Genomic DNA, 26109 nt, shown 5'->3' on the forward strand with positions numbered 1-26109 from the left:
GTGTGTGCGCTGCGGACATCGCCCGGTTGGCCGACGGCGACTCGCCGCCCGGCGCGGCTACGGCCAGCCTGGGAAGGGGGCGGTACCGTCCGCAGCCGTGTGGGGACCGGGCAGGAGAGCACCCGTGGCCGAGCCAGAGCAGGGCGGAGCGGACATCTCTCGTGGATTCGTCCGCCTGCTGCCCGCCCTGATGATCGTCGGCGGCGCGATCTTCGACCTCGCGACGCCGCCCCGGTTCACGGCGGTCCCGCTCTTCGCGGCCGCGCCGCTGATCGCGGCCCCCATCTTCACCTGGGTCGGCACCCTGCTGGTCGGTATCGCGGCGATCCTCGGCGTGACCGGGCTGCACCTCTACAACCACACCCTCTCGCAGATCACGGCGTTCACCGAGCTGACCACTGTGATCACCGTCTCGGGCCTCGCTCTGCTGATCAACCGGGTCGTACGGCTCGGCAGTCAGCGCCTCGCGTCGGCCCGGGTGATCGCCGAGACGGCGCAGCGCGCCGTGTTGCCGACTCCCCCGGAGCGGATCGGGGGACTGCACGTCGCCGCGCGGTACGAGGCGGCGCAGAAGGACGCGTTCATCGGCGGCGACCTCTTCGCCGTACAGGACACACCCTTCGGGGTGCGGCTGATCGTCGGGGACGTACGGGGCAAGGGGCTGCAGGCGGTCGAGGCGGTGGCCGTGGTGATCGGGGCGTTCCGGGAGGCCGCCGAGCAGGAGAGCTCGCTGGAAGGGCTCGCCGCGCGGCTGGAGCGGGCGCTGGTGCGGGAGGGCGCGCGGCACAACCTGGACGCGGTCGAGGGGTTCACCACCGCCGTACTGGCCGAGATCCCGCGCGGTGATCGTGTCGTACGGGTCGTGAACCGGGGCCATCCGGAGCCGCTCCTGCTGTACGCGGACGGGAACGTGAACATCCTGGAGCCGACCCAGGCCGCGCTGCCGCTCGGTATGGGCCTCGGGATCTGGCCGGACCGCTCGGACGCGCACCGGCTGCCCCCCGGGGCCACGCTGCTTCTCTATACGGACGGGCTGTCCGAGGCGCGCGACGCGAGCGGCGTTTTCTACGACCCCGGCCGGCGGCTGGCGGGGCGGCTGTTCCCCGGGCCCGAGGAGCTGCTGGACGCCTTGGTGGACGACGTACGACGCCATACGGGTGGCGGCTCGACGGACGACATGGCGCTGCTTGCGGTCAGCCGTCCCGCTCAGGGGCAGCAGGAGCGCCGCACGATCGTGCCCGTGGTCGGCGGGGGCGAGTGAGGGCTCTGGCGGCTCGGCGTCGTTGGCGTCGTGAAGCCGGGCGCCGGACGCCGGACGGACGGATGGGCACGGTACGTAATCGAGAGACACCCCTCCGCATAACATTTGACGAACCGTCAGGTAGCGGGAGGTGTCGGATGGTGCGTCAGGGGCGATCAACTCACCCCACTCCGGGCCCTTGTGTCCGGTTAAGTCCCGGCGAATGTTGTTAATGATCAGTCGGAACAGCTTGGAATCGGGCCCCGGTGTCTATTAACGTTCGATAACGCAGCGCGGTCGTCCCAGTCGTCGCAAGAGGCGGCACCGTGCGCACGCGCCGAATCCCGCAAGGGAACCGGGGAACCACCAATTGGGGTGAATCGGGCACCTTTTGCCGCTCTTGTCCGCGGCGGAAGCGCCCGTAGGAGACCTTCCTGCTCCGAACCCGTCAGCTAACCCGGTAGGCGAGAAGGAAGGAAAGGAGCACGCCTCAGTGGCGTCCAACAAACCTGCCCCGACAGCACCCTTCGAAACTGACTTCTTCGGCGACGAGGTGGCAGAGCGGGCATGGGAGGAATGGAACCCCACCGAGGACTCCGTCCGTCCGGTGCGCGGCCGGCACCGTGTCATGAAGCAGCGCGGCGGACTCGCCCGCAGCTCCACGGTGCTCGGGGTCGGCGTGATCGCCGCGGTCGGCGCGGGCGGCATGGCCACCGCGCAGAGCAAGCCGCCGGTCTCCATATCGCTCCCCGACTCGATCGCGGACAACCTGCCCGACGCCAAGTCCCTTCCAGGCGTCGGCTCGTTCATGTCCGACGACTCCTCGGACGCCGACGCCGGGAACACCGCGCCCCTCACCTCGGCGACGCTCGCCGCTGACACCGGCTCCAAGGCCGAGGCGCAGGGCTCCGCCGGTGAGGCGCTGCGCGCCCGCATCCTCCAGCAGGCCGATCAGCAGCGGGCCGAGGCGGACGCCGAGGCCAAGGCGGCCGCGGAGAAGCTCGCGGCCGAGAAGGCAGCGGCGGAGGCGAAGGCCCAGCAGACCGCGGCGGAGGCCGAGGCCGAGGCGGCGAAGCTCGCCGCCGAGAAGGCAGCGGCGGAGAAGGCCGAGGCCGAGCGCCTCGCCAAGCTCGCCGCGAGCTACTCGCTGCCGACCTCCTCGTACACGATCACCTCCACCTTCGGTGAGGCCGGATCGATGTGGTCCTCGGGCTACCACACCGGCCTGGACTTCGCGGCCCCGACGGGCACGCCCCTGAAGGCCGTGCACAGCGGCACCGTCAAGTCGGCGGGCTGGTCCGGGTCTTACGGCTACCGCACGGTGCTGGAGCTCGAGGACGGCACGGAGATCTGGTACGCCCACCAGTCCTCGATCTCGGTCAGCGTCGGCCAGAAGGTGACGACGGGCGAGACGATCGGGCGCGTGGGTGCGACCGGCAATGTGACCGGCGCGCATCTGCACCTCGAGGTCCACACGGCGAGCGGGACCGGCATCGACCCGATGGCCTGGCTGCGGGACAAGGGCCTGACCGTCTGATTTCTCCGTACGCCCCCTCGCGCCGCCGCTCGGCGCGAGGGGGCGTTTATGCGGATGCCCCCATGTGCGCGGTGCACCGCACTCCCATGAACGCCGGCAGTTCTGGCGCTCACCCCCCGACGCCAGGGCTGCCGGTCCTGTGCCCCGGTCGCGTACGGCATGCGGGCGGAACAAGCGCCCTGCCAGCCTAGGAGCGGTACGGGTTGTAGCCGCCGTAGTCGCGGTGCGGGGGCGGGGTCCATACCCGGCCCGTCGCCCGCGCCGCGTAGCTCAGCGCGGGAGACGCGACTTCCTTGCGCTGCCACAGGTGGTGCAGCAGCTCCTGCTCGCGCTCCATGAAGTCCGGGCCCGCCGTGCCGCGGTGGGCCCGGTGGCGCAGAAAGGCCAGGGTCGTCGCGAACCGTTCGTACTCCGAGACGGCGTGGGCCGCGGCCGGTCCGTGCGTACGGCGGGCGATGTCGCGGGCCATCGTGCGCGCCCGCATCGAGGAGAGCGCGCGCGGCTCGTCGGCCGTCAGCCAGCCGGCCGCCGCGTATGCGGGCAGTTCGGTGGATATCGTGCGCAGTTCGCACTGCCGGGTCCAGATCGTGAGCCAGGTCAGCAGCCCGAAGACCGGGACCATGAACGCCCCGTACACCGCATAGAAGCCGAACGGGCCGAAGAGCGACACCGAGCCGTTCCACAGCGCGTGCATGCCCATCGCGAGGGCGAGGCCCAGCAGTGGCAGCGCGATCCGCCGGAATCGCTGGCGTCGTGCGGCGAGCGCCGCGATCCCGAAGCCGATGCCCGTGAGCACGGTGAAGAGCGGATGCGCGAACGGCGACATGACGACACGTACGAAGAAGGTCGCCGCGGTCACCGATGCCAGGCCCGAGGTGCCTATCTCCTGGTCCTCACCGAAGGCGTTGCCGAGGTAGAGGATGTTCTCGGTGAAGGCGAAACCGGTCGCGGTGAAGCCCGCCACGACGACGCCGTCGACGATCCCGGTGAAGTCCCGTCTGCGGAAGATGAAGATCAGCAAAATCGCTGCGGCCTTGGCGGTCTCCTCGACGACCGGGGCTATGACGGTCGCCCCGAGCGTGTCCGCGCTCGCCGGGTCGGCGGTTGCGGTGGCTATCCAGCGGGTCGCGAAGGAGTTCGCGATGATCGCGACGAGGGCGGCGGCGAAGGCGCCCCAGGCGAACGCGAACAGCAGATTCCGCCAGGGTCCCGGCTCGACCCGGTCCAGCCAGCGGAAGGCCGCGGCGAGAAGCGGGACGGGCAGGGTGGCGAGGCCCAGTCCGACCAGGAAGCCGTGCGTGCCGGTCTGTTCGCGTACGAGAGCGAGGATGACGAGGCCGGAGAGGGCGAGCAGGGTGATGACCACCCCGGCCCGAACCGCCTTGCTGCGCCAGAGCCGGGAGGCCCGCCGCGGTTTGTACCGCCAGCGGGCACGCTCCGGCACGGCATCGAAGAGCGGCTGCTCGTCGAAGGCCGGGACCGCCGGATGCGGTGAGAGGTGCTGCGGGAACGACTCGGACACCTGATGACCCTAACGAGGCACACTGACACCTGGCGATGGTGCACGGCACACTACCGAGGGTTATGCCGACTCCAACACGCGGCGGAACAGCAGGTCGTGCACCTTGTGACCCTTGTCCAGGCCCTGCCCCTCGAACCGGGTGAGCGGCCGGAAGGCGGGGCGCGGGGCGAAGCCGCCGTGCTCCTGGGTGGTCTCGAAGTCCGGGTGCGCCGAGAGCACGTCGAGCATCTGCTCGGCGTACGGCTCCCAGTCCGTCGCGCAGTGCAGGATCGCTCCGGGCTTCATACGGGGCGCGGCGAGACTGAGGAACTCGGGCTGGATCAGCCGGCGCTTGTGGTGGCGCTTCTTGGGCCAGGGGTCGGGGAAGTAGACGCGCAGCCCGTCGAGCGAGCCGGGCGGGAGCATCTCGCGGAGCAGGATGATCGCGTCGCCGTTGGCGACACGGATGTTGGACAGTCCGTTCCGCTCCGCGAGACCGAGGAGATTGCCCTGCCCGGGCGTGTGCACGTCGACGGCGAGAATCCCGGTGCCGGGATCGGCGGCGGCCATCTGCGCGGTGGCCTCGCCCATCCCGAACCCGATCTCCAGGACGACGGGCAGCCCGCCGAACATCTCCTCGAGATCGAGGACGCGCTGCCCGTCGATGTCCATGCCCCACCGTGGCCAGAGCCGCTCCAGGGCATCGCCCTGCCCGACGGTCACCCGACTCCGCCGCGGCTGGAAGCTCCTGATCCGCCGCTCATGATGCGACCCGGCGGGATCGGCAGCGGGGCCCCCGGGGAACCGCGGCTCGCTCTTGGCGCGGAGGGGGGGAGGGGAGGGGGATGGGGCGGGGGTGGGGTTACGAAGCTCAGACACAGTGGGTCGATTCTACGGGCCCGCTCGGGGCGCGGGTCTTGGGCGGTACGGGGCGCCCGGTGCCGGTGCCGCGGGGCGCGGGGCGCGGCTCTGGGCGGTTCGGGGTGCGGGCCCGCCGGTCATTCAGCCGTCCGGCGTTTGAGGACCGGGGTCCGGGGCGGAGCCCCGGTTACGGGAAGGGGCGGGGTGGGGAATAGGCCCCGCGCAGCGGTCCACCCGCACCCCACCGCACCGGGCACCCCGGACCGCACCCGCGGCGGGCCCGCGCAACGGACCGTTCACGCCCGCCCCGCGTGTCACCTCGACGCCCCCGCCACCCGGCCCTCCGTCAGCGCCGACAGGGCCCGCCGTGCCACCTCCCGGCCGATGGGAAGCGACGCCGTCGCCGCAGGGGACGGAGCGTTCAGCACATGCACCGTCCGCGGCGCCTCGCGGATCAGGAAGTCGTCCGCCAGCGTCCCGTCCCGCAGCACCGCCTGCGCCCGTACCCCCGCCGCGGCCGGCCGCAGGTCCGTCTCCGTCACCGCCGGGAGCAGCCTGCGCACCGCCGCCGTGAAGGCACGCTTCGACAGGGACCGGTGCAGTTCCCCGGCCCCGTACCGCCAGTGGCGCCGCGCTATCCGCCAGGATCCCGGCCAGCTCAGCGTCTCGGCCAGTTCCCTCGGGCGGACCGACGACCAGCTGTAGCCCTCGCGGGCCAGCGCCGGGACCGCGTTCGGGCCGACGTGGACTCCGCCGTCGATGCCGCGGGTCAGGTGGACGCCCAGGAAGGGGAAGGCCGGGTCGGGGACCGGATACACCAGGCCCCGCACCAGCGAGGGGTCCGCCAGCTCGTAGTACTCGCCCCGGAAGGGCACGATCCGCATCCTCGGATCGTCGCCCGCCAGCCGCGCCACCCGGTCGCAGTGCAGCCCCGCGCAGTTCACCAGCACCCGCGCCCTGACCACCGCCCCCGAGGTCGTGCGCACCGCGACCCCCCAGCTCCGGCGGTCGATCGCGGCCACCTCCTCGCCGTAGCGGACGTCCGCACCGGACGCGGCCCCCAGCTGCGCCGCCACCGCCCCGAAGTCGCACACCCCGGTCGTCCCGACATGGATCGCCGCGAGCCCGCGCACCTCCGGCTCGTACTCCATGATCTGCGCGGGGCCCAGCTCCCGCACCGGAATGCCGTTCTCCCTGCCGCGCTGGACCAGTGCGTGCAGCCGCGGGAGTTCGTCCTTGCCGGTGGCCACGATCAGCTTCCCGGTGACCTTGTGCGCGATGCCGTACTCCGCGCAGAACTTCACCATCTCGGCCGCGCCCCGCACCGCGAACCGCGCTTTCAGCGACCCCGGCCGGTAGTAGATCCCGCTGTGGATCACTCCGCTGTTCCGCCCGGTCTGGTGCCGGGCCGGGCCCGTCTCCTTCTCCAGGACGATCACCCGGGTGCCGGGAGCCGCGCGCGTGAGGGCATGGGCCGTCGACAGGCCGATGATCCCGCCGCCGATCACCAGCACGTCACAGTCGAAGTCGTGCACCGAGCCCTGCCCGGACGCTGTCACCGCGTCACCTCCCACCCCGATAGTGCACTGGCCCACTGACAAGGCCGTTAAACCAGCTGAGCCAGGGTGTCTGCGCCTATGCCGGAGCCATGTGTCCCTAGGGGGTGTCTTTCGGATCTTGCCGGGCTCGCGTGCCCTGGCACGCACATCTGCTGCGTTGTCGTCAGTCGCCGACGCTCCGCGTCGGCTCCCTCCTCCGCCTTGCATCTGCACGCACCAGACCCCGCTCACTGATCCGGCCTGATCCAAAAGACACCCCCTACGCCGGGGCCACCAGCAGCGGCCGGGCCCGCTCCCGCAGCTCCACCACCCGTGGTTCGTCGCCGTACGGCTCCAGGCGGTGCAGCAGATCCCGCACGTATTCCGTGGTCCGCGCCGAGGAGATCCGCCCCGCGACCTCCACCGCTCGCGTGCCCGCCGCGCACGCCGCGTCCAGGTTCCCCGACTCCAGTTCGGCGACGGCCGACACCACGAGCCGCAGCCCGTGCGAGCGCACGAATTCCTCCGTCGGACGCGACAGCGCCTGCTCCGTGAAGCGCCGTACCTGCCGCGGCGCCTTCAGATCGCGGTAGCACTCGGCCGCGTCGGCCGCGAACCGGTCGTAGGAGTAGAAGCCCAGCCAGGACGGGTCGGCGTCGCCCTCCCGTGAGCGCTCGAGCCAGCCCTCGGCCGCCTTCAGCGCCGCCCCCGCCGCCGGCGCGTCGGTCGCCTTGGCGTGCGCCCGCGCCTCCACCAGCCGGAAGAAGCTCATCGTGCGGGCCGTCGCCAGCCCGCGGTTGCGCTCAAGGGCCGCCTGGGCGAGGTCGACGCCCTCGTCCGCGAAGCCGCGGTAGGTCGCCTGCAGCGACATCGAAGCCAGTACGTACCCGCCCAGCGGCACGTCAGCCGCCGCCCGGGCCAGCCGCAGCGCCTGGATGTAGTACCGCTGCGCCGCCTCCTGCTGACCGGTGTCGAAGGCCATCCAGCCGGCCAGCCGGGTCAGCTCCGCGGTCGCGCCGAACAGCGCGCGGCCCACTTCGTCCGAATACGACCCGAGCAGCAGCGGAGCCGCATCCACCCGCAGACACTCCGGCACCATGGATGAACGCCAGTCCCCGCCCCCGTACTTGGAGTCCCAGCGCCGCGCGTCCTCCGCGGCCTCCCGCAGCTTCGCGACGTCGCTGTGGCCCACGCGGGCGGGAGTGTCATCCGTCGCGTCCAGGGATCGCTCCACAGACGAGTCGGCGGGGGTTATCAGCCAGCGGGACGCGGGCGTGGCGTAAGCGCTCACTGCGAAAGAACCGGCCAGGGACTGCCAGATGCCCCCGCTGCCCGCCCGGCGGCCCGCAAGATCCAGACGGTAGAGCTCGGTGGCCGATTTCACCGCCTCGCCCACATCGCGCGGGAAGGCGAGCCCGACCTCGGGGGCAGGGTCGGCGTCCGCGAGGCCGATCTCGTGCAGCGGCACCGGACGCCCGAGCTTGGCGCCGATCGCCGCGGCGATGAGATGGGGCGCGGCGCCCTGCGGCACCATGCCCTTCGACACCCATCTCGCCACGGACGTCTTGTCGTAACGAAGTGTCAGCCCGCGCTGCGCTCCGAGGTCGTTGACCCGCCGGGCGAGGCCGGCGTTGCTGATTCCCGCGAGGGCGAGAACGGTGCCGAGCTTTTCGTTCGGCCCGCGTTGCTCCCTGGACATGCGCCACCCCTCGACACACAGACGGCCGCCGCGTCGCTGTTGGCGCACGGCATTCGTGCTGCGTTCTCCCCGGTGAACAGCTCCTTGGTCCCGGCTGCAAAAGCGTCTGGCCGAGCCCCTGGGAATATGCGCCCCTGAGGAGAACAACAGTAAACACAGCGTAGTTCGCCGCATCCCGACCGTTAAGAGGCGGTGTTCCGTATGGCGAGATTGTTGTGCGTTGGAGCAGACCGTCGATGAAGGGCGGGGTCGTGGCGTGCTCCTGGGCGTGCTCCCGGTGTGTGGCCGTGCGCCCGTCCGTGCGCTCTGGTCCCGCTGATGGGGGAGCGCTTCCATGAGTCCTGCGTGGGTCGGCCCACTGCGTACTGGAACCAGTGGGCTGGGGGAATCCGCTGCCTTCAATCCCCGCGGGTGGCGGACCGGTCCGGGAGGCGTGTGCCGCCTCCCGGACTGTGTTCTGCGGGGGTTACGAACGGATGTACGCCCCGCAAATTGGCTGAATGCCGACTGTCCCCTGTATCCCTTTTGTGCCTTTATGGGCGTTGGTCGCTCGCTCCACCGCATCCTGGACCGTCGTCAAATCGCCAATGCCAGGGGCGCGTTCCCTTTTTGCGCACGCGACCCGGAGACCCCCTTGTGCGCCGCCTTCGTGGCAGCATGTTCCCGAACGGCGGCATGTTCCCGTGCGGCTGCATGCTGCTGAGGTGCTCCTGAGGTGCTCCCGAGCGGCTTCGGTCCCGGGTCTGAGTTCGTCCACAGGCTGTGGAGGCGCGATGCGGTGGTTGGTGGGCTGGAGCAGTATCGCCGCAAACTTCGGTACGGCCGGGGTCGTCGGGGCGTCCGACGAGGGCCGCACCGTTCACCCTGTCGGCTCCCAACTCCTGTGGGGAGATCCGGATCCGCTCTGGGCGGTTGGCGACTGGCGCCCCGACGAGGTGCGTGTCGTCACCGTGGACGCCTTCACCAAACTGGCCGTCCTGGGCTGCTGCGCGGCCAGTGACGAGGAGCTGAAGGTCGGTCTGTTCGCGGCGCGCGGCGGCGCGTTGCGGCATCTGACCGCGTGGGCGGGCAGTTATACGGCCGTCGCGCAGGTCGGCCGCCGGATAACGATCGCGGGCGACCTCGCCGGGGCGAGACCCGTCTTCTACACGCCCTGGGCGAATGGCACCGCGTACGCGACCGCCGCGCTGCCGCTCGCCGACCTGATCGAAGCGCAGCTGGACATCGGGCACTTGGCGGCACTGCTGGCCTGCCCGGAGACGCCGGAGGCGCTGCGCGACTCGACTCCGTACGTCGGTGTGAAGCGCATCCCCGCAGGGCACGCGCTGATCCTGCGCGAGGGCTCGCGCGAGATCACCGGATACGAGCCGGTGGCCTCCCTGGCCGTCGCGGGACCGCAGATCGAGGCGGAACGTGCGGTGGAGGGGGTACGGGACGCGCTCGTCGACGCCGTACGGGCCAGGCTCACCGCGCCCCGGCACGCGCCCGAGACCCTGCCACAGGACCCCGGGCCCGTCCCCGGAATGGGCCCGGCGGCCCGGCGCGCCGCCCGCGGGGGTCCGGCACCCGGCATCGGAGCCGATCTCTCAGGCGGTAGCGCGTCCGGCACACTCGCGCTGCTGGCGGCGGGGCTGCCGGGGGTGCCGGGAACGGTGCTCGGCCATGGCACGGGCGCGGGAGAACGGCTGCTCGCGGTCACCTTCAACGACCTGGCGACGGGCGGTCGCGAGGTGGAACACGCGGCCGAACTGGAGCGGGCCCGGGCGATCGCCGCGAATCCGCGGCTGCACCATGTGGTGGTCGCGGCGGGTGATGAGTCTCTGCCGTACGCGGATCTCGACGGGCCGCTGACCGACGAGCCCGCGCCGTCCCTCGTCGTGGCGGAACGTCACCGCAACCGGCTGGCGGCGGGCAGCGCGGACCACTTCACCGGGGCGGGGGCGCGCCAGGTCCTGGACGCGCATCCGGCACGGCTCGCGGACCTGCTGCTCGACCGGCGCCGCCGCCATCTGATGCGACCCGTCGCGGCGCTGACGCGGGCCGAAGGGCCCTCGCCCCAGTCCCTGTTCATCCCGCTGACGGTGTACCGGGCGGCGCGGCGGCTGGCGCGTACGCCCTACCGCACCGGCCTGGAGCTGGCGGCGGACCACTTGCTGGCCGCGAACCGTCCGTCCGGCCGTGCCCACGACGGCCCCCTGGGCGCGTCGCTGGCCGCCCTGACCTGGTCCCGGCCGGGCCCTGCGGCGCGCTGGCTCACCGGCGAGGCGCTCGCTGAAGTATCGGTTCGCCTGACGGAGGCGGCGACGCGGCCGGTGTCGGTGCAACGGCCCGGCGAAGCCCGCGCACGGGCGGCACTGACCCGCCACGCGTCGGACCAGCGGATCCTCGAACAGGCCGCGGAAATCCGCAGCCAGCGCCTGCACGCCCCCTTTCTGGACAACCAGGTCGTACGGGCCTGCCGCGACCTCCCCGAATCCCTCAGGGTCCGGCCGGGCGCCCGCGCGGAAATCCTCCGCCGGGTCCTGGCGGGCGCGGGCATCCACGACCTGCCCCCGGGCTGGGGCGCGACGACCCACACGACCTCGACGACGGCGGCCCGCACCGGCCTGCGGGCCTCGCTCCCGCACCTGATCGCCCTGTTCGACGCGCCACTGCTGGCGGACGCGGGCCTGGTGGAGGCCCGCGTGGTCCGCAAGGCGCTACGGGCGGCCTCGGAGGGCGAACCGGTCCCGCTGGACGGCCTGGCGGACCTGATCTCGACGGAGCTGTGGCTACGGAGGCTGCTCTCACGGCGGGGCACGTGCTGGACGGGCACGGCGGCGCCGAGACAGCGCGCGGTGGCAGGAGTCGTCCCACCGAGGCGGACGCTGCAGGCGTAGGGGGCGGCGGGTCGCGGGCTTGCTCGGTGCGGTGTCGGCGACCGTCTGGCGCGCCTGGGGTTGCCCGGTGCCGCGGGGTGGGCGCCTGGGTCCGCTCCGGAGTAGAGCCGGGACTGCATGATTTACGGCGCGTCTCAGCCGTACCGAGGGGTGCGGGCGTCCCCGCGCCCCAATCACGCTCTACGTCCCAACTCCACCCGCTCCGCGGCCCCCTTACCCGGCGCTTGGGGTCTGAGGCTTCAGCCCCCCACCGATCGAGGGCCAAGGGGCCCGTCCCCAGTTTCGGGAAGGGGCGGGGTGGGGAACACCCCCGGCGCCCCGAAGCCGCCGCAGGGGTGGGGCGTCAGCCGCCACCCTCCCCGCGACCGGGCGACGCCTGCGCCGCGAAGCGGGCGCCCTTGGGGTGTGGGGGCGCAAACCCCCAAATTTCCCTCCCCCGTGGGGGCTTGGGGCCTGCCCCAGCTTCGGAAAGGGGCGGGGTGGGGGAAGGAACCCCGGACCGCAATGCCCGTGCCGTTGCGCACGACGCGGCCCGGGACGACCACGCCGGGTCCGTCAGCCGCAGCTGATCCGTGCCTGGGCCCAGTCGCCGAGCGCCGCCGAGTCGAGCGCCGAATGCGGCTCCACGACCAGCCGGATGGTCTTCAGCCCAGCGAGCGACACATGCACCGGCACCGCCGCCTGCCCGCCGCGGATCACCGGCGAGCGCCACAGCCGCCCCCCGTCGCCGTACACGGAGAAGCGCACCGCGCCCATGCCCAGCGTCAGATCGTCGACGCCGACGAACGCGTCGTAGGCGGTGCACCGGCGGTTGAGGTCGATCGTCACTGACGACCTGGCGTGCACGGTCACCCCGTGGCCGTACCGCTTGCCGTCGATCGACAAGCCCGAGCGCTGCCAGAGCCAACTGCTCGCACCGAGGCGCACCTCGGGCCGGGTGTGGTCGCCGAACACGTCGTACTTGAGCCGGTTGACCTGGTAGATCTTCGGGGCCGGCGCGGGCGGCGGTGTTGTCGGTGTTGTCGGTGTCGGATTCGGCTTCGTCGGACCGGGGGCGGGCGGGGCAGACGGGTCCGGCGGGAGGGGCGGGACGGGCCTGGGCGGTGTGTCCATCGGCGTCGTCCCGGGCCCGGGCGGCGGCGTGGGCGGCGGAGTTGGCTGCTGCGCGGGACTGCCCGGCGGCGGAGCGGGCTGCGCCGCGGGTGGCGCCGGAGGCTCGGGCTTCGGTGACGGCTCGGGCTTCTGCGGTACGACGGGCACCGAGACGCCCGGCTCGGCCCCGGCCTTAGGCGCGAGCCTGGGGTCGTCGCCCGACATTCCCCACACCAGTCCGGCGGCCGCCGCGACGGCCAGCGCCGCAGCGATCCCGGCCTTCGCCGGGGCACCCAGTCCCTCCGACACCGCGGCACCACCGACCGTGCCCCCGGAAGTACCCGACGTACTGCCTGTGGCCGCGGCGACCGCACTCGCACCCGCCCCTGCCGCGCCCGCGGCTCCGCCGGCCACGATCCCGACGGCCTTGAGGGAGTACCCGGCGGCGAACCAGCCGATGACCGCGACCGGCAGCAGCGCCGGAATCCCGGCGTTGACATGCGCCAGCTCACCCGCGGCGAGTCGGCACTTGGCGCACTCCTCCAGGTGTCCCCGCAGACCGAGTTCGGCCCGCATCCGCAGGCCCCCGCGGGCATACGCGCCCAGCCGGTCGGCGTACCGCGCGCAATCACCGCCGGAGGTGAGCGCGGTGCTCACATGGGCTTGCAAGTAGGCCTGCCTGAGGCCCTCGCGGGCCCGGCTTGCCAGTACTGCCGTGGCGTTGGCGGTCAGCCCGAACAGCGGCGCGACCTCGCTCGGCGATTCCTCCTCGACGGTGGTGTGCCAGAGCACGGCCTGCCAGCGCTCGGGCAGGGAGCGGAAGGCCCGCATGGCCAGTGACTGCTCCGCCTCGTGCATCGCCCGGACGTCGGCGCCCGGATCGAGGGTGCCGACGTTCGCGGCGCCCGTGCTGCGGACGGCCTCCGCGGCGAACACCGCGAAGTCCTCGACCAGTTGTTCCCGCTTCGCTGTCTTCGTCCAGGCGGCGGCGACCCGCCTCACCGTGGTGAGCAGATAGGCACGTACAGCCTGCTCGGGTCCCGCGCCTCCCCGCACCGCCTGCAGCGTCCGCGCGAACACCTCGGCGGTCAGGTCGTCGGCGGTGTGCGCGTCCCGGCAGCAGGTGCGGGCATAGCGGCGCACCGAGTCCGAGTGGCGACGGAACAGCTCCTCGTACGCGCTGTCGTCGCCGTTGCGCATGCGCCGGATCAACGCGGCGTCGGACGTGGGCAGCTCACGCGGCGACGGAGGGGATTCGCGACCGGAGGCCTCGCGCTGTGGCGGCACGGCATGCTCGTCCGCACCACCCGAAGCGTTGCCCCCCGAACCACTCGCACCGGTCCCGGACGGGCCGACGGGACCGGACACCCCGGCGGGACCCGACACACCGGCGGAATCCGAAGGTCCGGTCGCACCGGACGACCCACCGGGCCCGCCCTGGCTCGGTACCTGTCGCGAGGGCAGTCCGTCTGCCTCCGCGCCGCCCGCGCCGCCGAGCGACTTGTCCCGACCCTCACCGCTCATCGCGGACGCCCCCGTAAGCACCAGCAGACCCGAATACCGGGCAAGGGTGCCACAGAGCGGCCGCTCATCCAGCCCTTGTGCACGGCAACCACTCGTCCGGGGCGACTTCCCGAAACCGAGCCCTATTCGTCACTCGTTCGGGGAAGACTGAAACGGCCCTGCCCAGAAGTCAGTTGGTGCCGCGAATTCAGGCCGAAGCGCGCTCAGGCGGAGCGGGGCCGCAGACCCTCCAGCAGGATGTCGAGGAGACGGGCCGAAGCCGCCGCCTGCTGTGCCGCATCCGGCAGAGAGGGCGCGGGGGTGGCTATCACGAGCAGCACGTCCGCGACGGTCACATCGTCGCGCAGCTCGCCCGCTCCGCGCGCCCGGTCGACCAGTTGCCCCACGACCTCCAGCAGTTCCTCCGCGCCCGCGTCGTCCTGCTCCTCCACCGGCACGGGACGCGGTCCGACCACCCGCAGTTCGGGCTGTGCGCCGACCCGCTGCTGTGGCACCCGCGCCTCGTCCTGTACGACAGCCGGCGAATCCTCCGACTCCACGCCCACCCGCAGCACCTGCGGCGGCAGCAGCCGTCCCGCGCCCGAAGCCACCGACGTACGCAGGAAACGGGAGAGCGCCGACCAGGGCTCCTCCTCCTGCCCCAGCGCCGTGCGCGCCTGCTCGGTCAGCCGGGAGGTCTCCTCCTCGGCGATCCGGCGCACCAGCACGTCCTTGCTCGGGAAGCGGCGGTACACCGTCCCGACGCCGACCCTGGCGCGACGGGCCACGTCCTCCATCGGCGCGCCGTACCCCAGCTCGCCGAACACCTCGCGCGCGGCGCGCAGTACATGCTCGAGATTGCGCTGCGCGTCCACGCGCAGCGGCGCGGAGCGGCCGGCCCCGCCCGATCCCGCCCGTCCGTTCCCGTCAACCGCCGAACCCGGCGCGACAGCGGCCTGCCAATGCGAATCCTGAATGGTCATACATGTTCCCCCGGTCATGATGTCTCCCCCCGGAGACCTCCCCGCCCTGTCTGCCGGGCACGTGCCTAGTCCGGGCACCCCGACGAGGTACGAACATAGTTGAGCCAGGGTCAATTCAGAAGGGGGTAGTTCCGCACGGAGCGCCCCCCGATCGGAGCAAGGACCGGAACATTCCCTATTACGCCCCCTCGCGCCACCCCCCTCGTATGCCCTGACCTGCGCACCTTCCCCGCCATACGGCTCCGCTCCCGCGCGCAGTGGCGCAAAGCCTCCGGTCACACAATTTGCCGGGGCTGTGGACAAACGCCTGAGGCCGTTGCGTCATGGGATGGTGAAGGCCTCTAACTCCCGGGGGACGACCCCCGGCCCCCCGCCGGGAACGCGCATTCTCGTCATCGGCGGCGGCTACGTCGGGATGTACACGGCACTGCGGCTCCAGCAGAAGCTGAAACAGGAGCTCGCGCGGGGCGAGGTGGAGATCACCGTGATCACGCCTGATCCGTACATGACGTACCAGCCCTTTCTCCCGGAAGCGGCGGCCGGTGCCATCTCCCCCCGGCATGTCGTCGTCCCCCTGCGGCGGGTGCTCGACAAGTGCAAGATCCTCATCGGTGAGGCCAGGGCCGTCGACCACGCCAAGCGCACGGCGACGGTCACCACCCTCGCGACCGCCGAAGAGCGCACCGGTGCCGTGGAGATCACGTACGACGAACTCGTCATCGCGCCCGGATCGATCTCCCGGGCCCTGCCCATCCCCGGTCTCGCCGAGTACGGCATCGGCTTCAAGACCGTCGAGGAAGCGATCGGCCTGCGCAACCACGTCATCGAGCAGATGGACATCGCCTCCTCCACCCGCGATCCCGCGATCCGCGACGCCGCACTCACCTTCGTCTTCGTCGGCGGGGGCTTCGCGGGCGTCGAGGCACTCGGCGAGCTGGAGGACATGGCCCGCTACACCGCGCGGTACTACCACAACGTCAAGGCCGACGACCTGAGGTGGATCCTCGTCGAGGCCAGCGACCGCATCCTCCCCGAGGTCGGTGAGGAGATGGGCAAGTACGCCATCCGCGAGCTGCGTTCGCGCAATATCGACGTACGTCTCGAAACACGCCTGGACTCCTGCGAGGACCGCGTAGTGGTCCTCAGCGACGGCAGCCGCTTCCCCACCCGCACCGTCGTGTGGACCGCGGGCGTCAAGCCGGCGCCGCTCCTCGCCGCGACCGATCTGCCCCTCAACGAACGCGGCCGCCTCAAGTGCACCGCCCAGCTCACCGTCGTCGGCGTCGAGCACGCCTGGGCGGCCGGCGACGCGGCGGCCGTCCCCGACGTCACCTCCGACGAACCCGGCAAGGAGACCGCGCCCAACGCGCAGCACGCCGTGCGCCAGTCCAAGGTCCTCGCCGAGAACATGGTGGCGTCGCTGCGCGGCGAACCCCTCAAGGAGTACGCCCACAAGTACGTCGGATCCGTCGCATCGCTCGGCCTCCACCGGGGCGTCGCGCACATCTACGGCCGTAAGCTCAAGGGCTATCCGGCCTGGCTGATGCACCGTACCTACCACCTCAGCCGTGTGCCCACCTTCAACCGCAAGGCCCGTGTGCTCGCCGAGTGGACCCTCGCCGGGCTCTTCAAGCGAGAGATCGTCTCCCTCGGCTCGCTGGAGCACCCGCGCGCGGAATTCGAACTCGCCGCGGGCGGCAGACGCCCGGGGCACGGCCCTGACACCCCGTCGAAACACGCGCCGCACAGCGGTCCCGACAGCGGACCGCACAAGCGACCGGGCGAAGGCCCCGGCGGGAAGTAGACAACGAGGACTGTCAGTCCGGTCGGTCACACTGGACGTGTGACCATAGGTGGGCTCACACCTGCACAGAGTGACCCTTGGCGACAACCATTGAGGCTAGAAAGTCAGTGAACTTCACGCGTTGGAGCGCAAGGCTCCCCGGTACGCAGCGTCGCGTCGCAGCGCGGAGGACCGACCACGGGATCTCCCCCGCCCACCGAGGGGAAGGCTCCGTGCCCGCGGCCCGCGGCGAGTTTGAACAGCAGCCGGAGACCCTGCCCGACGTCCCCGCGCTCGACGACTTCTCCGTACGGGAGATCCTCGGCCCTCTCCCCGCCCTGGTCGTCCTCGTTCACGGCCCCGAGCACCGCGTCGCGTATGTCAACGACGCCTATGCCGCAGCCTTCGGCCCCCGCCGTACGGGTGCCGCGGCGGCCGACGCCTGCCCCGAACTCGACGAACTCGGCCTGCTGCCGCTGATGGACCAGGTGCTGCGCAGCGGCAAGCCGCGCACGGTCAAGTCCCGCAAGGTGCGCGGAGGCGGCTCGTACACCGTCACCTGCCTGCCCGCCGAGAGCCCCAAGGACGGCGGCGGCGTCCTCGTCTTCGCCGCCGACGTGACCGACCACGCGGAGGCCGCCGAGCGGCTGCGCGCCAGCGAGCGCCGCCACCGCGAGACGGCCGTCACCCTCCAGCGCTCCCTGCTCCCGCAGGAGTTGGAGCAGCCCGACGATCTGCGTATCGCCGCCACATACCAACCGGGCGGCACGGACGCCGCGGTCGGCGGCGACTGGTACGACGTCATCACGCTCGGCGCCGGACGCACCGCGCTCGTCATCGGCGATGTCATGGGCCGCGGTGTGCGCGCGGCCGCCGTCATGGGCCAGCTCCGCACCGCCGTTCGGGCCTATGCCCGCCTCGACCTTCCGCCGCACGAGGTGCTCCAGCTGCTCGACGGCCTGGCCTCCGAGATCGACGCCAGCCAGATCGCCACCTGCGTCTACGCCGTCCACGACCCGAACGAAGGCCGGCTCGTCTACGCATCGGCCGGCCACCTCCCGATCCTCGTGCGGGACGAGGACGGCACGGTCCGCCGCGCCGAGGACCCGACCGGCCCCCCGCTCGGCACAGGCGGCTGGCTCCACACCTCGGGCACCATCGCCCTGCCGCCCGGCTCCAGCGCGGTTCTCTACACGGACGGTCTGATCGAGCGGCGCGGCGAGGACATCGACGAGGGCGTGGCCGCGCTGGAGCGCGCGCTGTCCGGGGCGACCGGCGCCCCCCAGGTGGTCTGCGACCGGCTGATCCGTTCCCTGGGAGTGACCGCGGAACACGACGACGACGTGGCCGTACTGGTCGTCCAGCACCCCACGCGTACGGGCGCGTCGGCCGAGCTGTTCCACAACGCCGCCCTCGAACTGCTCGGCGGCGTAGAAGCGGCCCCACGCGCGCGTGCCTTCGCTTCCGGAGTCCTGGCTTCCTGGCGTTTCTCGCCCGAGCTGCACGACCTGGGCGTGCTGGCCGCCAGCGAACTGGTCGCCAACTCCCTCCAGCACGGCACCCCGCCAATGCGCCTCAGACTCCGCCGCACCGACCGCCGCCTGATCATCGAGGTGACGGACGGCGACGATCACCTCCCGCGCCGCCGCCGCGCGGAAACGGAGGACGAGGCGGGCCGCGGGATTTCCATCGTCGCGACGATCGCCTCGTCATGGGGGAGCCGCCGCACTCCGGGCGGCGGCAAAGCGGTGTGGTGCGAGTTCGCCCTGCCTGCTTAGGCGGCGGCTTCGAGCTGCGCGGAAGGCTTGTGCTGGGCCACGACCAGCGACCTCGACACAAGAGACGGCTTGTCCTGTACGGGGGTCAGCTGCCTGCCCAGCCGCAGCGCCAGCACGCTGATACCGAGCGAGAACAGCACGAAGGTCACGATGTACGGACCGTGCAGCGCGGCTCCCATCGGCCCGCCGACGGCCGGACCGACCGCCAGTGCGAGCTGCTTGACCAGGGCGAATGCGGAGTTGTACTGCCCGACCATCGCCTCCGGCGCCAGGTCGGCGACCAGCGGCGCGACGGTCGGCGACAGCATCGCCTCACCGAGCCCGAACATGCCGTACGCCGAGATGAACGCGGCCGTCGCCATCGCCTGGCTGCCGTGCCCGAGGCCCGCGTACCCCGCGGTGACCCATGCGACGGCCCAGATCAGCCCGACGGCCGCGATCACCCGGGTACGGCTGCGGCGCTCGACGAACTTCAGCACCACGAACTGCGCGACCACGATCACCGCGGTATTGGCGGCAAGTGCCGTCCCCAGGGTCGCGGGCTGAATCCCGGCTGCCTCGGTGCCGTACGCGGCAAGACCCGACTCGAACTGTCCGTAGCAGGCGAAGAAGAGGACGAACCCGAGCACGCACAGCTGCACCATGGCCCGGTGCCCGAAGACCGCACGCATCCCGCCCCTGGCCTTGGCCTCGGTGTTCGCCGGCCGCGCCTCCTGGAGCGCGAGCGAGCGCGGCAGCCGCACGGTGAGCACGATCCCCGCCAGCACCAGGAACATCACGGCCTCGATGCCGAACAGCAGGGTGAAGCTGCCCGGACGGCTCTCGTCGACGATGTGCCCGCCGATCAGCCCGCCGATGCCGAGCCCCAGGTTCTGCAGAAAGAACTGCATGGCGAAGGCACGCGTACGGGTGGAGCTGTCCGAGCACCAGACGATCATCGTGGCGAGGGCGGGCTGCATCACGGCGGTACCGGCGCCGAGCAGCGCGGCTGACAGGACGACGGTCGGCACGTTCGCCGACAGCCCCATGGACGCCGCACCCACGGAGGCGAGCACCGCGGCCCCGATCAGCACGGGCAGTGGCCCGCGCCGGTCGATGACACGCCCGGTGAAGGGCAGGGCGACGAGCGCGGCCATCGCAAAGACCGCGAGGACGACCCCCGCCGTCGTCGCGCCCAGATCCCGCACCTGCGCCACATAGACGTAGAGATACGGAACGGTGAAGCCGAGTCCGAACGCGCTCAGCGCGTTCCCCGTCTGAATCCGGCGCATCGCAGCGCCCATCGCCCTGGTCACACTCACCTGCCTCGAGGTCTTGATCCTGCTGGTCATCTTGGAGCTGAAGGGCTGAAGCCTGAAGACTTCAACACTAAAGTTAGAACCTCAACAATACACATCGAAGGACTTCAAGGCCAACTCGATCGTGCGATACTTCAGCCCATGCCAACCGAGACCCCAGAGGGCCCCGGCCCCGAGGCGCCCGGCCCCGCCCTCCAGGAGCCGAGCCTCGACGAACAGATCGCGGCCTATCAGCGCGAGTTCGGTGACCTGGACCCGCAGGTCGAGAAGGTCGTCTCGGCCCTGGGCCGCCTCAACCGCCGGATGAACGTCGCGTACGGCCGTCAGGTCGCCGACCTCGGCATCAGCAGCGCCGAGTGGGAAGTCCTCAAGACCCTGGTGCTCGCGGGCTCCCCCTACCGGATGGGCCCGGGCGAGCTCGCCAAGCGGCTCGGCCTCACGCCGGCCGCGATGACCCACCGCATCGACCGCATGGCGGCCGAGGGCCTGGTCACGCGCGACCGCGACGAGAACAACCGGGTGCGTGTCATCGTGGAGCTGACGGACGAGGGCCGTACGAAGTGGCAGCAGGCGATGCGCATGGCCACCGACTTCGAGGAGGACCTGCTCCGGGACCTCTCCGCGGAGGAGCGGGGCGTGCTGGGCGAACTCCTGATCCGCGTCCTGCGCCGGGTGGAACACGCCCAGCCGGATGCCGGCGGCAGACTCACCGACCTGGACTAGAACGCCGGTCGGCGCCCTGAGGGCTGGAGTTGACACACCCTTCACCAGTCCGTAAAGTTCTTCGAGTTGTCACGGGGCCGGAACGGCTCTGCGACAGCCACTCCCGCCGCGAACGCGGCAACCCAACTCAGCACGATCTCCCAGCCGGGAATGAATTTCGGCATGCCGAAATTCATTTCGAAGACTCGATTATGAGTCGCCTGAGGAATCCGCTAGAGTTTGGACGTCGGAACGGCTCAACGGCCGGAATGACAACCCGAGTTCGACCGGGAATCAGGCCCGAAAGGATCTGATAGAGTCGGAATCGCCGGAAAGCCGAAAGGCCGGAAAGCGAGCCCCGCTCCGACGGGGAATCGGACACGAAAGCGTCTGATAGAGTCGGAAACGCAAGACCGAAGGGAAGCGCCCGGAGGAAAGCCCGTGAGGGTGAGTACGAAGGAAGCGTCCGTTCCTTGAGAACTCAACAGCGTGCCAAAAGTCAACGCCAGATTGACAACCCCGGCCCATTTCGGTGGGTTGAGGTTCCTTTGAAAGTCCTGTCGGCCCTTTTGTGGCGGGCAGGCAATGACACAGCGAGGACGCTGTGGATGACCGGTCTTATTCCGACCGGTTGTCCCGCTCTTGTGGTGTTCGACCCGATTACGGGTAAACATTCATGGAGAGTTTGATCCTGGCTCAGGACGAACGCTGGCGGCGTGCTTAACACATGCAAGTCGAACGATGAAGCCCTTCGGGGTGGATTAGTGGCGAACGGGTGAGTAACACGTGGGCAATCTGCCCTTCACTCTGGGACAAGCCCTGGAAACGGGGTCTAATACCGGATACCACCTCCCGAGGCATCTTGGGGGGTTGAAAGCTCCGGCGGTGAAGGATGAGCCCGCGGCCTATCAGCTTGTTGGTGGGGTGATGGCCTACCAAGGCGACGACGGGTAGCCGGCCTGAGAGGGCGACCGGCCACACTGGGACTGAGACACGGCCCAGACTCCTACGGGAGGCAGCAGTGGGGAATATTGCACAATGGGCGAAAGCCTGATGCAGCGACGCCGCGTGAGGGATGACGGCCTTCGGGTTGTAAACCTCTTTCAGCAGGGAAGAAGCGCAAGTGACGGTACCTGCAGAAGAAGCGCCGGCTAACTACGTGCCAGCAGCCGCGGTAATACGTAGGGCGCAAGCGTTGTCCGGAATTATTGGGCGTAAAGAGCTCGTAGGCGGCTTGTCACGTCGGATGTGAAAGCCCGGGGCTTAACCCCGGGTCTGCATTCGATACGGGCTAGCTAGAGTGTGGTAGGGGAGATCGGAATTCCTGGTGTAGCGGTGAAATGCGCAGATATCAGGAGGAACACCGGTGGCGAAGGCGGATCTCTGGGCCATTACTGACGCTGAGGAGCGAAAGCGTGGGGAGCGAACAGGATTAGATACCCTGGTAGTCCACGCCGTAAACGTTGGGAACTAGGTGTTGGCGACATTCCACGTCGTCGGTGCCGCAGCTAACGCATTAAGTTCCCCGCCTGGGGAGTACGGCCGCAAGGCTAAAACTCAAAGGAATTGACGGGGGCCCGCACAAGCAGCGGAGCATGTGGCTTAATTCGACGCAACGCGAAGAACCTTACCAAGGCTTGACATATACCGGAAAGCATCAGAGATGGTGCCCCCCTTGTGGTCGGTATACAGGTGGTGCATGGCTGTCGTCAGCTCGTGTCGTGAGATGTTGGGTTAAGTCCCGCAACGAGCGCAACCCTTGTTCTGTGTTGCCAGCATGCCCTTCGGGGTGATGGGGACTCACAGGAGACTGCCGGGGTCAACTCGGAGGAAGGTGGGGACGACGTCAAGTCATCATGCCCCTTATGTCTTGGGCTGCACACGTGCTACAATGGCCGGTACAAAGAGCTGCGATGCCGCGAGGCGGAGCGAATCTCAAAAAGCCGGTCTCAGTTCGGATTGGGGTCTGCAACTCGACCCCATGAAGTCGGAGTTGCTAGTAATCGCAGATCAGCATTGCTGCGGTGAATACGTTCCCGGGCCTTGTACACACCGCCCGTCACGTCACGAAAGTCGGTAACACCCGAAGCCGGTGGCCCAACCCCTTGTGGGAGGGAGCTGTCGAAGGTGGGACTGGCGATTGGGACGAAGTCGTAACAAGGTAGCCGTACCGGAAGGTGCGGCTGGATCACCTCCTTTCTAAGGAGCATCTAGACCCTGTCGCAGGGGTCCAGAGCCACTACGTCGGCAAATGTCCGACGGTGGTCAGCTCATGGGTGGAACGTTGACTATTCGGCAGGTCTGACCAACTCGGTCTTCCAGTACTGCTCTTCGGAGCGTGGAACGGAGCCCGGGGCGGGAGACCTGCCGGGCGCGCTGTTGGGTGTCTGAGGGTACGGACTGAAACGTCTGGACCTTCGCGATGCCGGCCCCGGTGAACTCGCCCTGTTGGGTGGGGTGGTGGGTGGCTGGTCGTTGCTTGAGAACTGCACAGTGGACGCGAGCATCTGTGGCCAAGTTTTTAAGGGCGCACGGTGGATGCCTTGGCACCAGGAACCGATGAAGGACGTGGGAGGCCACGATAGTCCCCGGGGAGCCGTCAACCAGGCTTTGATCCGGGGGTTTCCGAATGGGGAAACCCGGCAGTCGTCATGGGCTGTCACCCGCTGCTGAACACATAGGCAGTGTGGAGGGAACGAGGGGAAGTGAAACATCTCAGTACCCTCAGGAAGAGAAAACAACCGTGATTCCGGGAGTAGTGGCGAGCGAAACCGGATGAGGCCAAACCGTATGCGTGTGATACCCGGCAGGGGTTGCGCATGCGGGGTTGTGGGATCTCTTTGTCATCGTCTGCCGGCGATGAGACGAGTCAGAAACCGTTGATGTAGGCGAAGGACATGCGAAAGGTCCGGCGTAGAGGGTAAGACCCCCGTAGCTGAAACATCAGCGGCTCGTTTAAGAGACACCCAAGTAGCACGGGGCCCGAGAAATCCCGTGTGAATCTGGCGGGACCACCCGTTAAGCCTAAATATTCCCTGGTGACCGATAGCGGATAGTACCGTGAGGGAATGGTGAAAAGTACCGCGGGAGCGGAGTGAAATAGTACCTGAAACCGTGTGCCTACAAGCCGTGGGAGCGTCGCGCGCAGAGTTTACTCTGTGCGTCGTGACTGCGTGCCTTTTGAAGAATGAGCCTGCGAGTTTGCGGTGTGTTGCGAGGTTAACCCGTGTGGGGAAGCCGTAGCGAAAGCGAGTCCGAACAGGGCGGTTTAGTAGCGCGCTCAAGACCCGAAGCGGAGTGATCTAGCCATGGGCAGGTTGAAGCGGAGGTAAGACTTCGTGGAGGACCGAACCCACCAGGGTTGAAAACCTGGGGGATGACCTGTGGTTAGGGGTGAAAGGCCAATCAAACTCCGTGATAGCTGGTTCTCCCCGAAATGCATTTAGGTGCAGCGTCGTGTGTTTCTTGCCGGAGGTAGAGCACTGGATAGGCGATGGGCCCTACCGGGTTACTGACCTTAGCCAAACTCCGAATGCCGGTAAGTGAGAGCGCGGCAGTGAGACTGTGGGGGATAAGCTCCATGGTCGAGAGGGAAACAGCCCAGAGCATCGACTAAGGCCCCTAAGCGTACGCTAAGTGGGAAAGGATGTGGAGTCGCAGAGACAACCAGGAGGTTGGCTTAGAAGCAGCCACCCTTGAAAGAGTGCGTAATAGCTCACTGGTCAAGTGATTCCGCGCCGACAATGTAGCGGGGCTCAAGCGTACCGCCGAAGTCGTGTCATTCCAGCATGAGGGCCAACGCCCGCTGGGATGGGTAGGGGAGCGTCGTGTGCCGGGTGAAGCCGCCGCGTAAGCGAGTGGTGGACGGTACACGAGTGAGAATGCAGGCATGAGTAGCGATACACACGTGAGAAACGTGTGCGCCGATTGACTAAGGGTTCCTGGGTCAAGCTGATCTGCCCAGGGTAAGTCGGGACCTAAGGCGAGGCCGACAGGCGTAGTCGATGGACAACCGGTTGATATTCCGGTACCCGCTTTGAAACGCCCAGTATCGAGCCCATTAATGCTAAGGCCGTGAAGCCGTCCTGGAGCCTTCGGGCGAAGGGGAGTGGTGGAGCCGCCGGCCCAAGGTGGTAGTAGGTAAGCGATGGGGTGACGCAGGAAGGTAGTCCAGCCCGGGCGGTGGTTGTCCCGGGGTAAGGGTGTAGGCCGTGTGATAGGCAAATCCGTCACACATTAAGGCTGAGACCTGATGCCGAGCCGATTGTGGTGAAGTGGATGATCCTATGCTGTCGAGAAAAGCCTCTAGCGAGTTTCATGGCGGCCCGTACCCTAAACCGACTCAGGTGGTCAGGTAGAGAATACCGAGGCGTTCGGGTGAACTATGGTTAAGGAACTCGGCAAAATGCCCCCGTAACTTCGGGAGAAGGGGGGCCATCACTGGTGAGAGGACTTGCTCCTTGAGCTGGGGGTGGCCGCAGAGACCAGCGAGAAGCGACTGTTTACTAAAAACACAGGTCCGTGCGAAGCCGTAAGGCGATGTATACGGACTGACGCCTGCCCGGTGCTGGAACGTTAAGGGGACCGGTTAGTCACATTTCGGTGTGGCGAAGCTGAGAACTTAAGCGCCAGTAAACGGCGGTGGTAACTATAACCATCCTAAGGTAGCGAAATTCCTTGTCGGGTAAGTTCCGACCTGCACGAATGGCGTAACGACTTCTCGACTGTCTCAACCATAGGCCCGGTGAAATTGCACTACGAGTAAAGATGCTCGTTTCGCGCAGCAGGACGGAAAGACCCCGGGACCTTTACTACAGTTTGATATTGGTGTTCGGTTCGGCTTGTGTAGGATAGGTGGGAGACTTTGAAGCAGCCACGCCAGTGGTTGTGGAGTCGCCGTTGAAATACCACTCTGGTCGTGCTGGATGTCTAACCTGGGTCCGTGATCCGGATCAGGGACAGTGTCTGATGGGTAGTTTAACTGGGGCGGTTGCCTCCCAAAGGGTAACGGAGGCGCCCAAAGGTTCCCTCAGCCTGGTTGGCAATCAGGTGTTGAGTGTAAGTGCACAAGGGAGCTTGACTGTGAGACCGACGGGTCGAGCAGGGACGAAAGTCGGGACTAGTGATCCGGCGGTGGCTTGTGGAAGCGCCGTCGCTCAACGGATAAAAGGTACCCCGGGGATAACAGGCTGATCTTCCCCAAGAGTCCATATCGACGGGATGGTTTGGCACCTCGATGTCGGCTCGTCGCATCCTGGGGCTGGAGTCGGTCCCAAGGGTTGGGCTGTTCGCCCATTAAAGCGGTACGCGAGCTGGGTTTAGAACGTCGTGAGACAGTTCGGTCCCTATCCGCTGTGCGCGTAGGAGTCTTGAGAAGGGCTGTCCCTAGTACGAGAGGACCGGGACGGACGAACCTCTGGTGTGCCAGTTGTCCTGCCAAGGGCATGGCTGGTTGGCTACGTTCGGAAAGGATAACCGCTGAAAGCATCTAAGCGGGAAGCCTGCTTCGAGATGAGGACTCCCACCCCCTTTGAGGGGTTAAGGCTCCCAGTAGACGACTGGGTTGATAGGCCAGATGTGGAAGCCCCGCAAGGGGTGGAGCTGACTGGTACTAATAGGCCGAGGGCTTGTCCTCAGTTGCTCGCGTCCACTGTGTCAGTTCTGAAGTAACGAACTGTCGAGTCCCCCCTTTGGCCGGGGGATTCCGGAATCGAT

At 68.8% G+C, this 26109-nt stretch carries 14 protein-coding genes, 2 rRNA genes and 1 riboswitch; of the genes, 8 read left to right on the forward strand and 8 right to left on the reverse strand.

Annotated elements, in window-relative coordinates; all coding sequences use genetic code 11:
* Window positions 1-4: 4 nt before the first annotated feature.
* Both OHA61_RS20220 and OHA61_RS20225 read left to right on the forward strand, forming a co-directional pair.
* The gene (locus tag OHA61_RS20220; RefSeq protein WP_406304197.1) at window positions 5-1261 is read left to right on the forward strand and encodes a PP2C family protein-serine/threonine phosphatase; all 1257 of its coding nucleotides are present in this window, start codon (window positions 5-7) and stop codon (window positions 1259-1261) included.
* 304 nt (window positions 1262-1565) lie between these two features.
* Window positions 1566-1722, forward strand: a riboswitch (cyclic di-AMP (ydaO/yuaA leader).
* A gap of 11 nt (window positions 1723-1733) precedes the next feature.
* A complete protein-coding gene (locus tag OHA61_RS20225) occupies window positions 1734-2777 on the forward strand; it encodes a M23 family metallopeptidase (RefSeq protein ID WP_406304198.1) in 1044 nt (347 codons plus the stop codon).
* Window positions 2778-2964: 187 nt separating this feature from the next.
* On the opposite strand, the gene OHA61_RS20230 is transcribed toward OHA61_RS20225, so the two are convergent.
* The 4 genes from OHA61_RS20230 to OHA61_RS20245 all read right to left on the reverse strand — a co-directional run bounded on the left by OHA61_RS20230 (window position 2965) and on the right by OHA61_RS20245 (window position 8376).
* Window positions 2965-4299: a PrsW family intramembrane metalloprotease gene (locus tag OHA61_RS20230; RefSeq protein ID WP_406304199.1), complete on the reverse strand. Its 1335-nt coding sequence runs from the start codon at window positions 4297-4299 to the stop codon at window positions 2965-2967.
* A 60-nt stretch (window positions 4300-4359) separates the two neighbouring features.
* Entirely contained in the window at window positions 4360-5157 is a 798-nt protein-coding gene (trmB, locus tag OHA61_RS20235; protein ID WP_406304200.1) for a tRNA (guanosine(46)-N7)-methyltransferase TrmB, read from the reverse strand.
* Between the two features lie 296 nt (window positions 5158-5453).
* Window positions 5454-6698: an L-2-hydroxyglutarate oxidase gene (gene lhgO / locus OHA61_RS20240; protein ID WP_406304201.1), complete on the reverse strand. Its 1245-nt coding sequence runs from the start codon at window positions 6696-6698 to the stop codon at window positions 5454-5456.
* A gap of 259 nt (window positions 6699-6957) precedes the next feature.
* Entirely contained in the window at window positions 6958-8376 is a 1419-nt protein-coding gene (locus tag OHA61_RS20245; protein ID WP_406304202.1) for an MFS transporter, read from the reverse strand.
* 773 nt (window positions 8377-9149) lie between these two features.
* Here OHA61_RS20245 and OHA61_RS20250 point away from each other — a divergent pair.
* Complete coding sequence (locus tag OHA61_RS20250) at window positions 9150-11255, forward strand: asparagine synthase-related protein (protein WP_406304203.1); 2106 nt, start codon at window positions 9150-9152, stop codon at window positions 11253-11255.
* A 555-nt stretch (window positions 11256-11810) separates the two neighbouring features.
* On the opposite strand, the gene OHA61_RS20255 is transcribed toward OHA61_RS20250, so the two are convergent.
* Both OHA61_RS20255 and OHA61_RS20260 read right to left on the reverse strand, forming a co-directional pair.
* A complete protein-coding gene (locus tag OHA61_RS20255; RefSeq protein WP_406304204.1) occupies window positions 11811-13871 on the reverse strand; it encodes a sigma-70 family RNA polymerase sigma factor in 2061 nt (686 codons plus the stop codon).
* Window positions 13872-14074: 203 nt separating this feature from the next.
* Window positions 14075-14833, reverse strand: coding sequence for a TetR/AcrR family transcriptional regulator (locus OHA61_RS20260; RefSeq protein ID WP_406304205.1), 759 nt, complete (start codon window positions 14831-14833; stop codon window positions 14075-14077).
* Window positions 14834-15161: 328 nt separating this feature from the next.
* Between OHA61_RS20260 and OHA61_RS20265 the strand changes: the two genes are divergently transcribed.
* Entirely contained in the window at window positions 15162-16637 is a 1476-nt protein-coding gene (locus tag OHA61_RS20265) for an NAD(P)/FAD-dependent oxidoreductase (protein ID WP_406304206.1), read from the forward strand.
* 107 nt (window positions 16638-16744) lie between these two features.
* Window positions 16745-18394, forward strand: coding sequence for a SpoIIE family protein phosphatase (locus OHA61_RS20270; RefSeq protein WP_406304207.1), 1650 nt, complete (start codon window positions 16745-16747; stop codon window positions 18392-18394).
* On the opposite strand, the gene OHA61_RS20275 is transcribed toward OHA61_RS20270, so the two are convergent.
* Window positions 18391-19677, reverse strand: coding sequence for an MFS transporter (locus OHA61_RS20275; protein ID WP_406307404.1), 1287 nt, complete (start codon window positions 19675-19677; stop codon window positions 18391-18393). The genes OHA61_RS20270 and OHA61_RS20275 overlap by 4 nt on opposite strands.
* Before the next feature lie 156 nt (window positions 19678-19833).
* On the opposite strand from OHA61_RS20275, the gene OHA61_RS20280 reads away from it, so the two are divergent.
* Complete coding sequence (locus OHA61_RS20280; protein ID WP_406304208.1) at window positions 19834-20415, forward strand: MarR family winged helix-turn-helix transcriptional regulator; 582 nt, start codon at window positions 19834-19836, stop codon at window positions 20413-20415.
* Window positions 20416-20456: 41 nt separating this feature from the next.
* On the opposite strand, the gene OHA61_RS20285 is transcribed toward OHA61_RS20280, so the two are convergent.
* Entirely contained in the window at window positions 20457-20579 is a 123-nt protein-coding gene (locus OHA61_RS20285) for a hypothetical protein (protein WP_406304209.1), read from the reverse strand.
* A 488-nt stretch (window positions 20580-21067) separates the two neighbouring features.
* Here OHA61_RS20285 and OHA61_RS20290 point away from each other — a divergent pair.
* Together OHA61_RS20290 and OHA61_RS20295 are read left to right on the forward strand one after the other, a co-directional pair.
* A 16S ribosomal RNA gene (locus OHA61_RS20290) occupies window positions 21068-22593 on the forward strand.
* A gap of 312 nt (window positions 22594-22905) precedes the next feature.
* A 23S ribosomal RNA gene (locus OHA61_RS20295) occupies window positions 22906-26029 on the forward strand.
* The 16S and 23S rRNA genes sit together here, the layout of an rRNA operon.
* The last annotated feature ends 80 nt before the right edge of the window (window positions 26030-26109 follow it).

The sequence above is a fragment of the Streptomyces sp. NBC_00885 genome, from assembly GCF_045207475.1.
GTDB lineage: Bacteria > Actinomycetota > Actinomycetes > Streptomycetales > Streptomycetaceae > Streptomyces.

Coding starts and splice junctions, on each gene's coding strand:
- OHA61_RS20250 (WP_406304203.1), top strand. CDS start 9,150: ATGCGGTGGTTGGTGGGCTGGAGCAGTATCGCCGCAAACTTCGGTACG.
- OHA61_RS20255 (WP_406304204.1), bottom strand. CDS start 13,871: ATGAGCGGTGAGGGTCGGGACAAGTCGCTCGGCGGCGCGGGCGGCGCG.
- OHA61_RS20265 (WP_406304206.1), top strand. CDS start 15,162: ATGGTGAAGGCCTCTAACTCCCGGGGGACGACCCCCGGCCCCCCGCCG.
- OHA61_RS20280 (WP_406304208.1), top strand. CDS start 19,834: ATGCCAACCGAGACCCCAGAGGGCCCCGGCCCCGAGGCGCCCGGCCCC.
- OHA61_RS20285 (WP_406304209.1), bottom strand. CDS start 20,579: ATGCCGAAATTCATTCCCGGCTGGGAGATCGTGCTGAGTTGGGTTGCC.
- OHA61_RS20260 (WP_406304205.1), bottom strand. CDS start 14,833: ATGACCATTCAGGATTCGCATTGGCAGGCCGCTGTCGCGCCGGGTTCG.
- OHA61_RS20275 (WP_406307404.1), bottom strand. CDS start 19,677: ATGGGCGCTGCGATGCGCCGGATTCAGACGGGGAACGCGCTGAGCGCG.
- OHA61_RS20245 (WP_406304202.1), bottom strand. CDS start 8,376: ATGTCCAGGGAGCAACGCGGGCCGAACGAAAAGCTCGGCACCGTTCTC.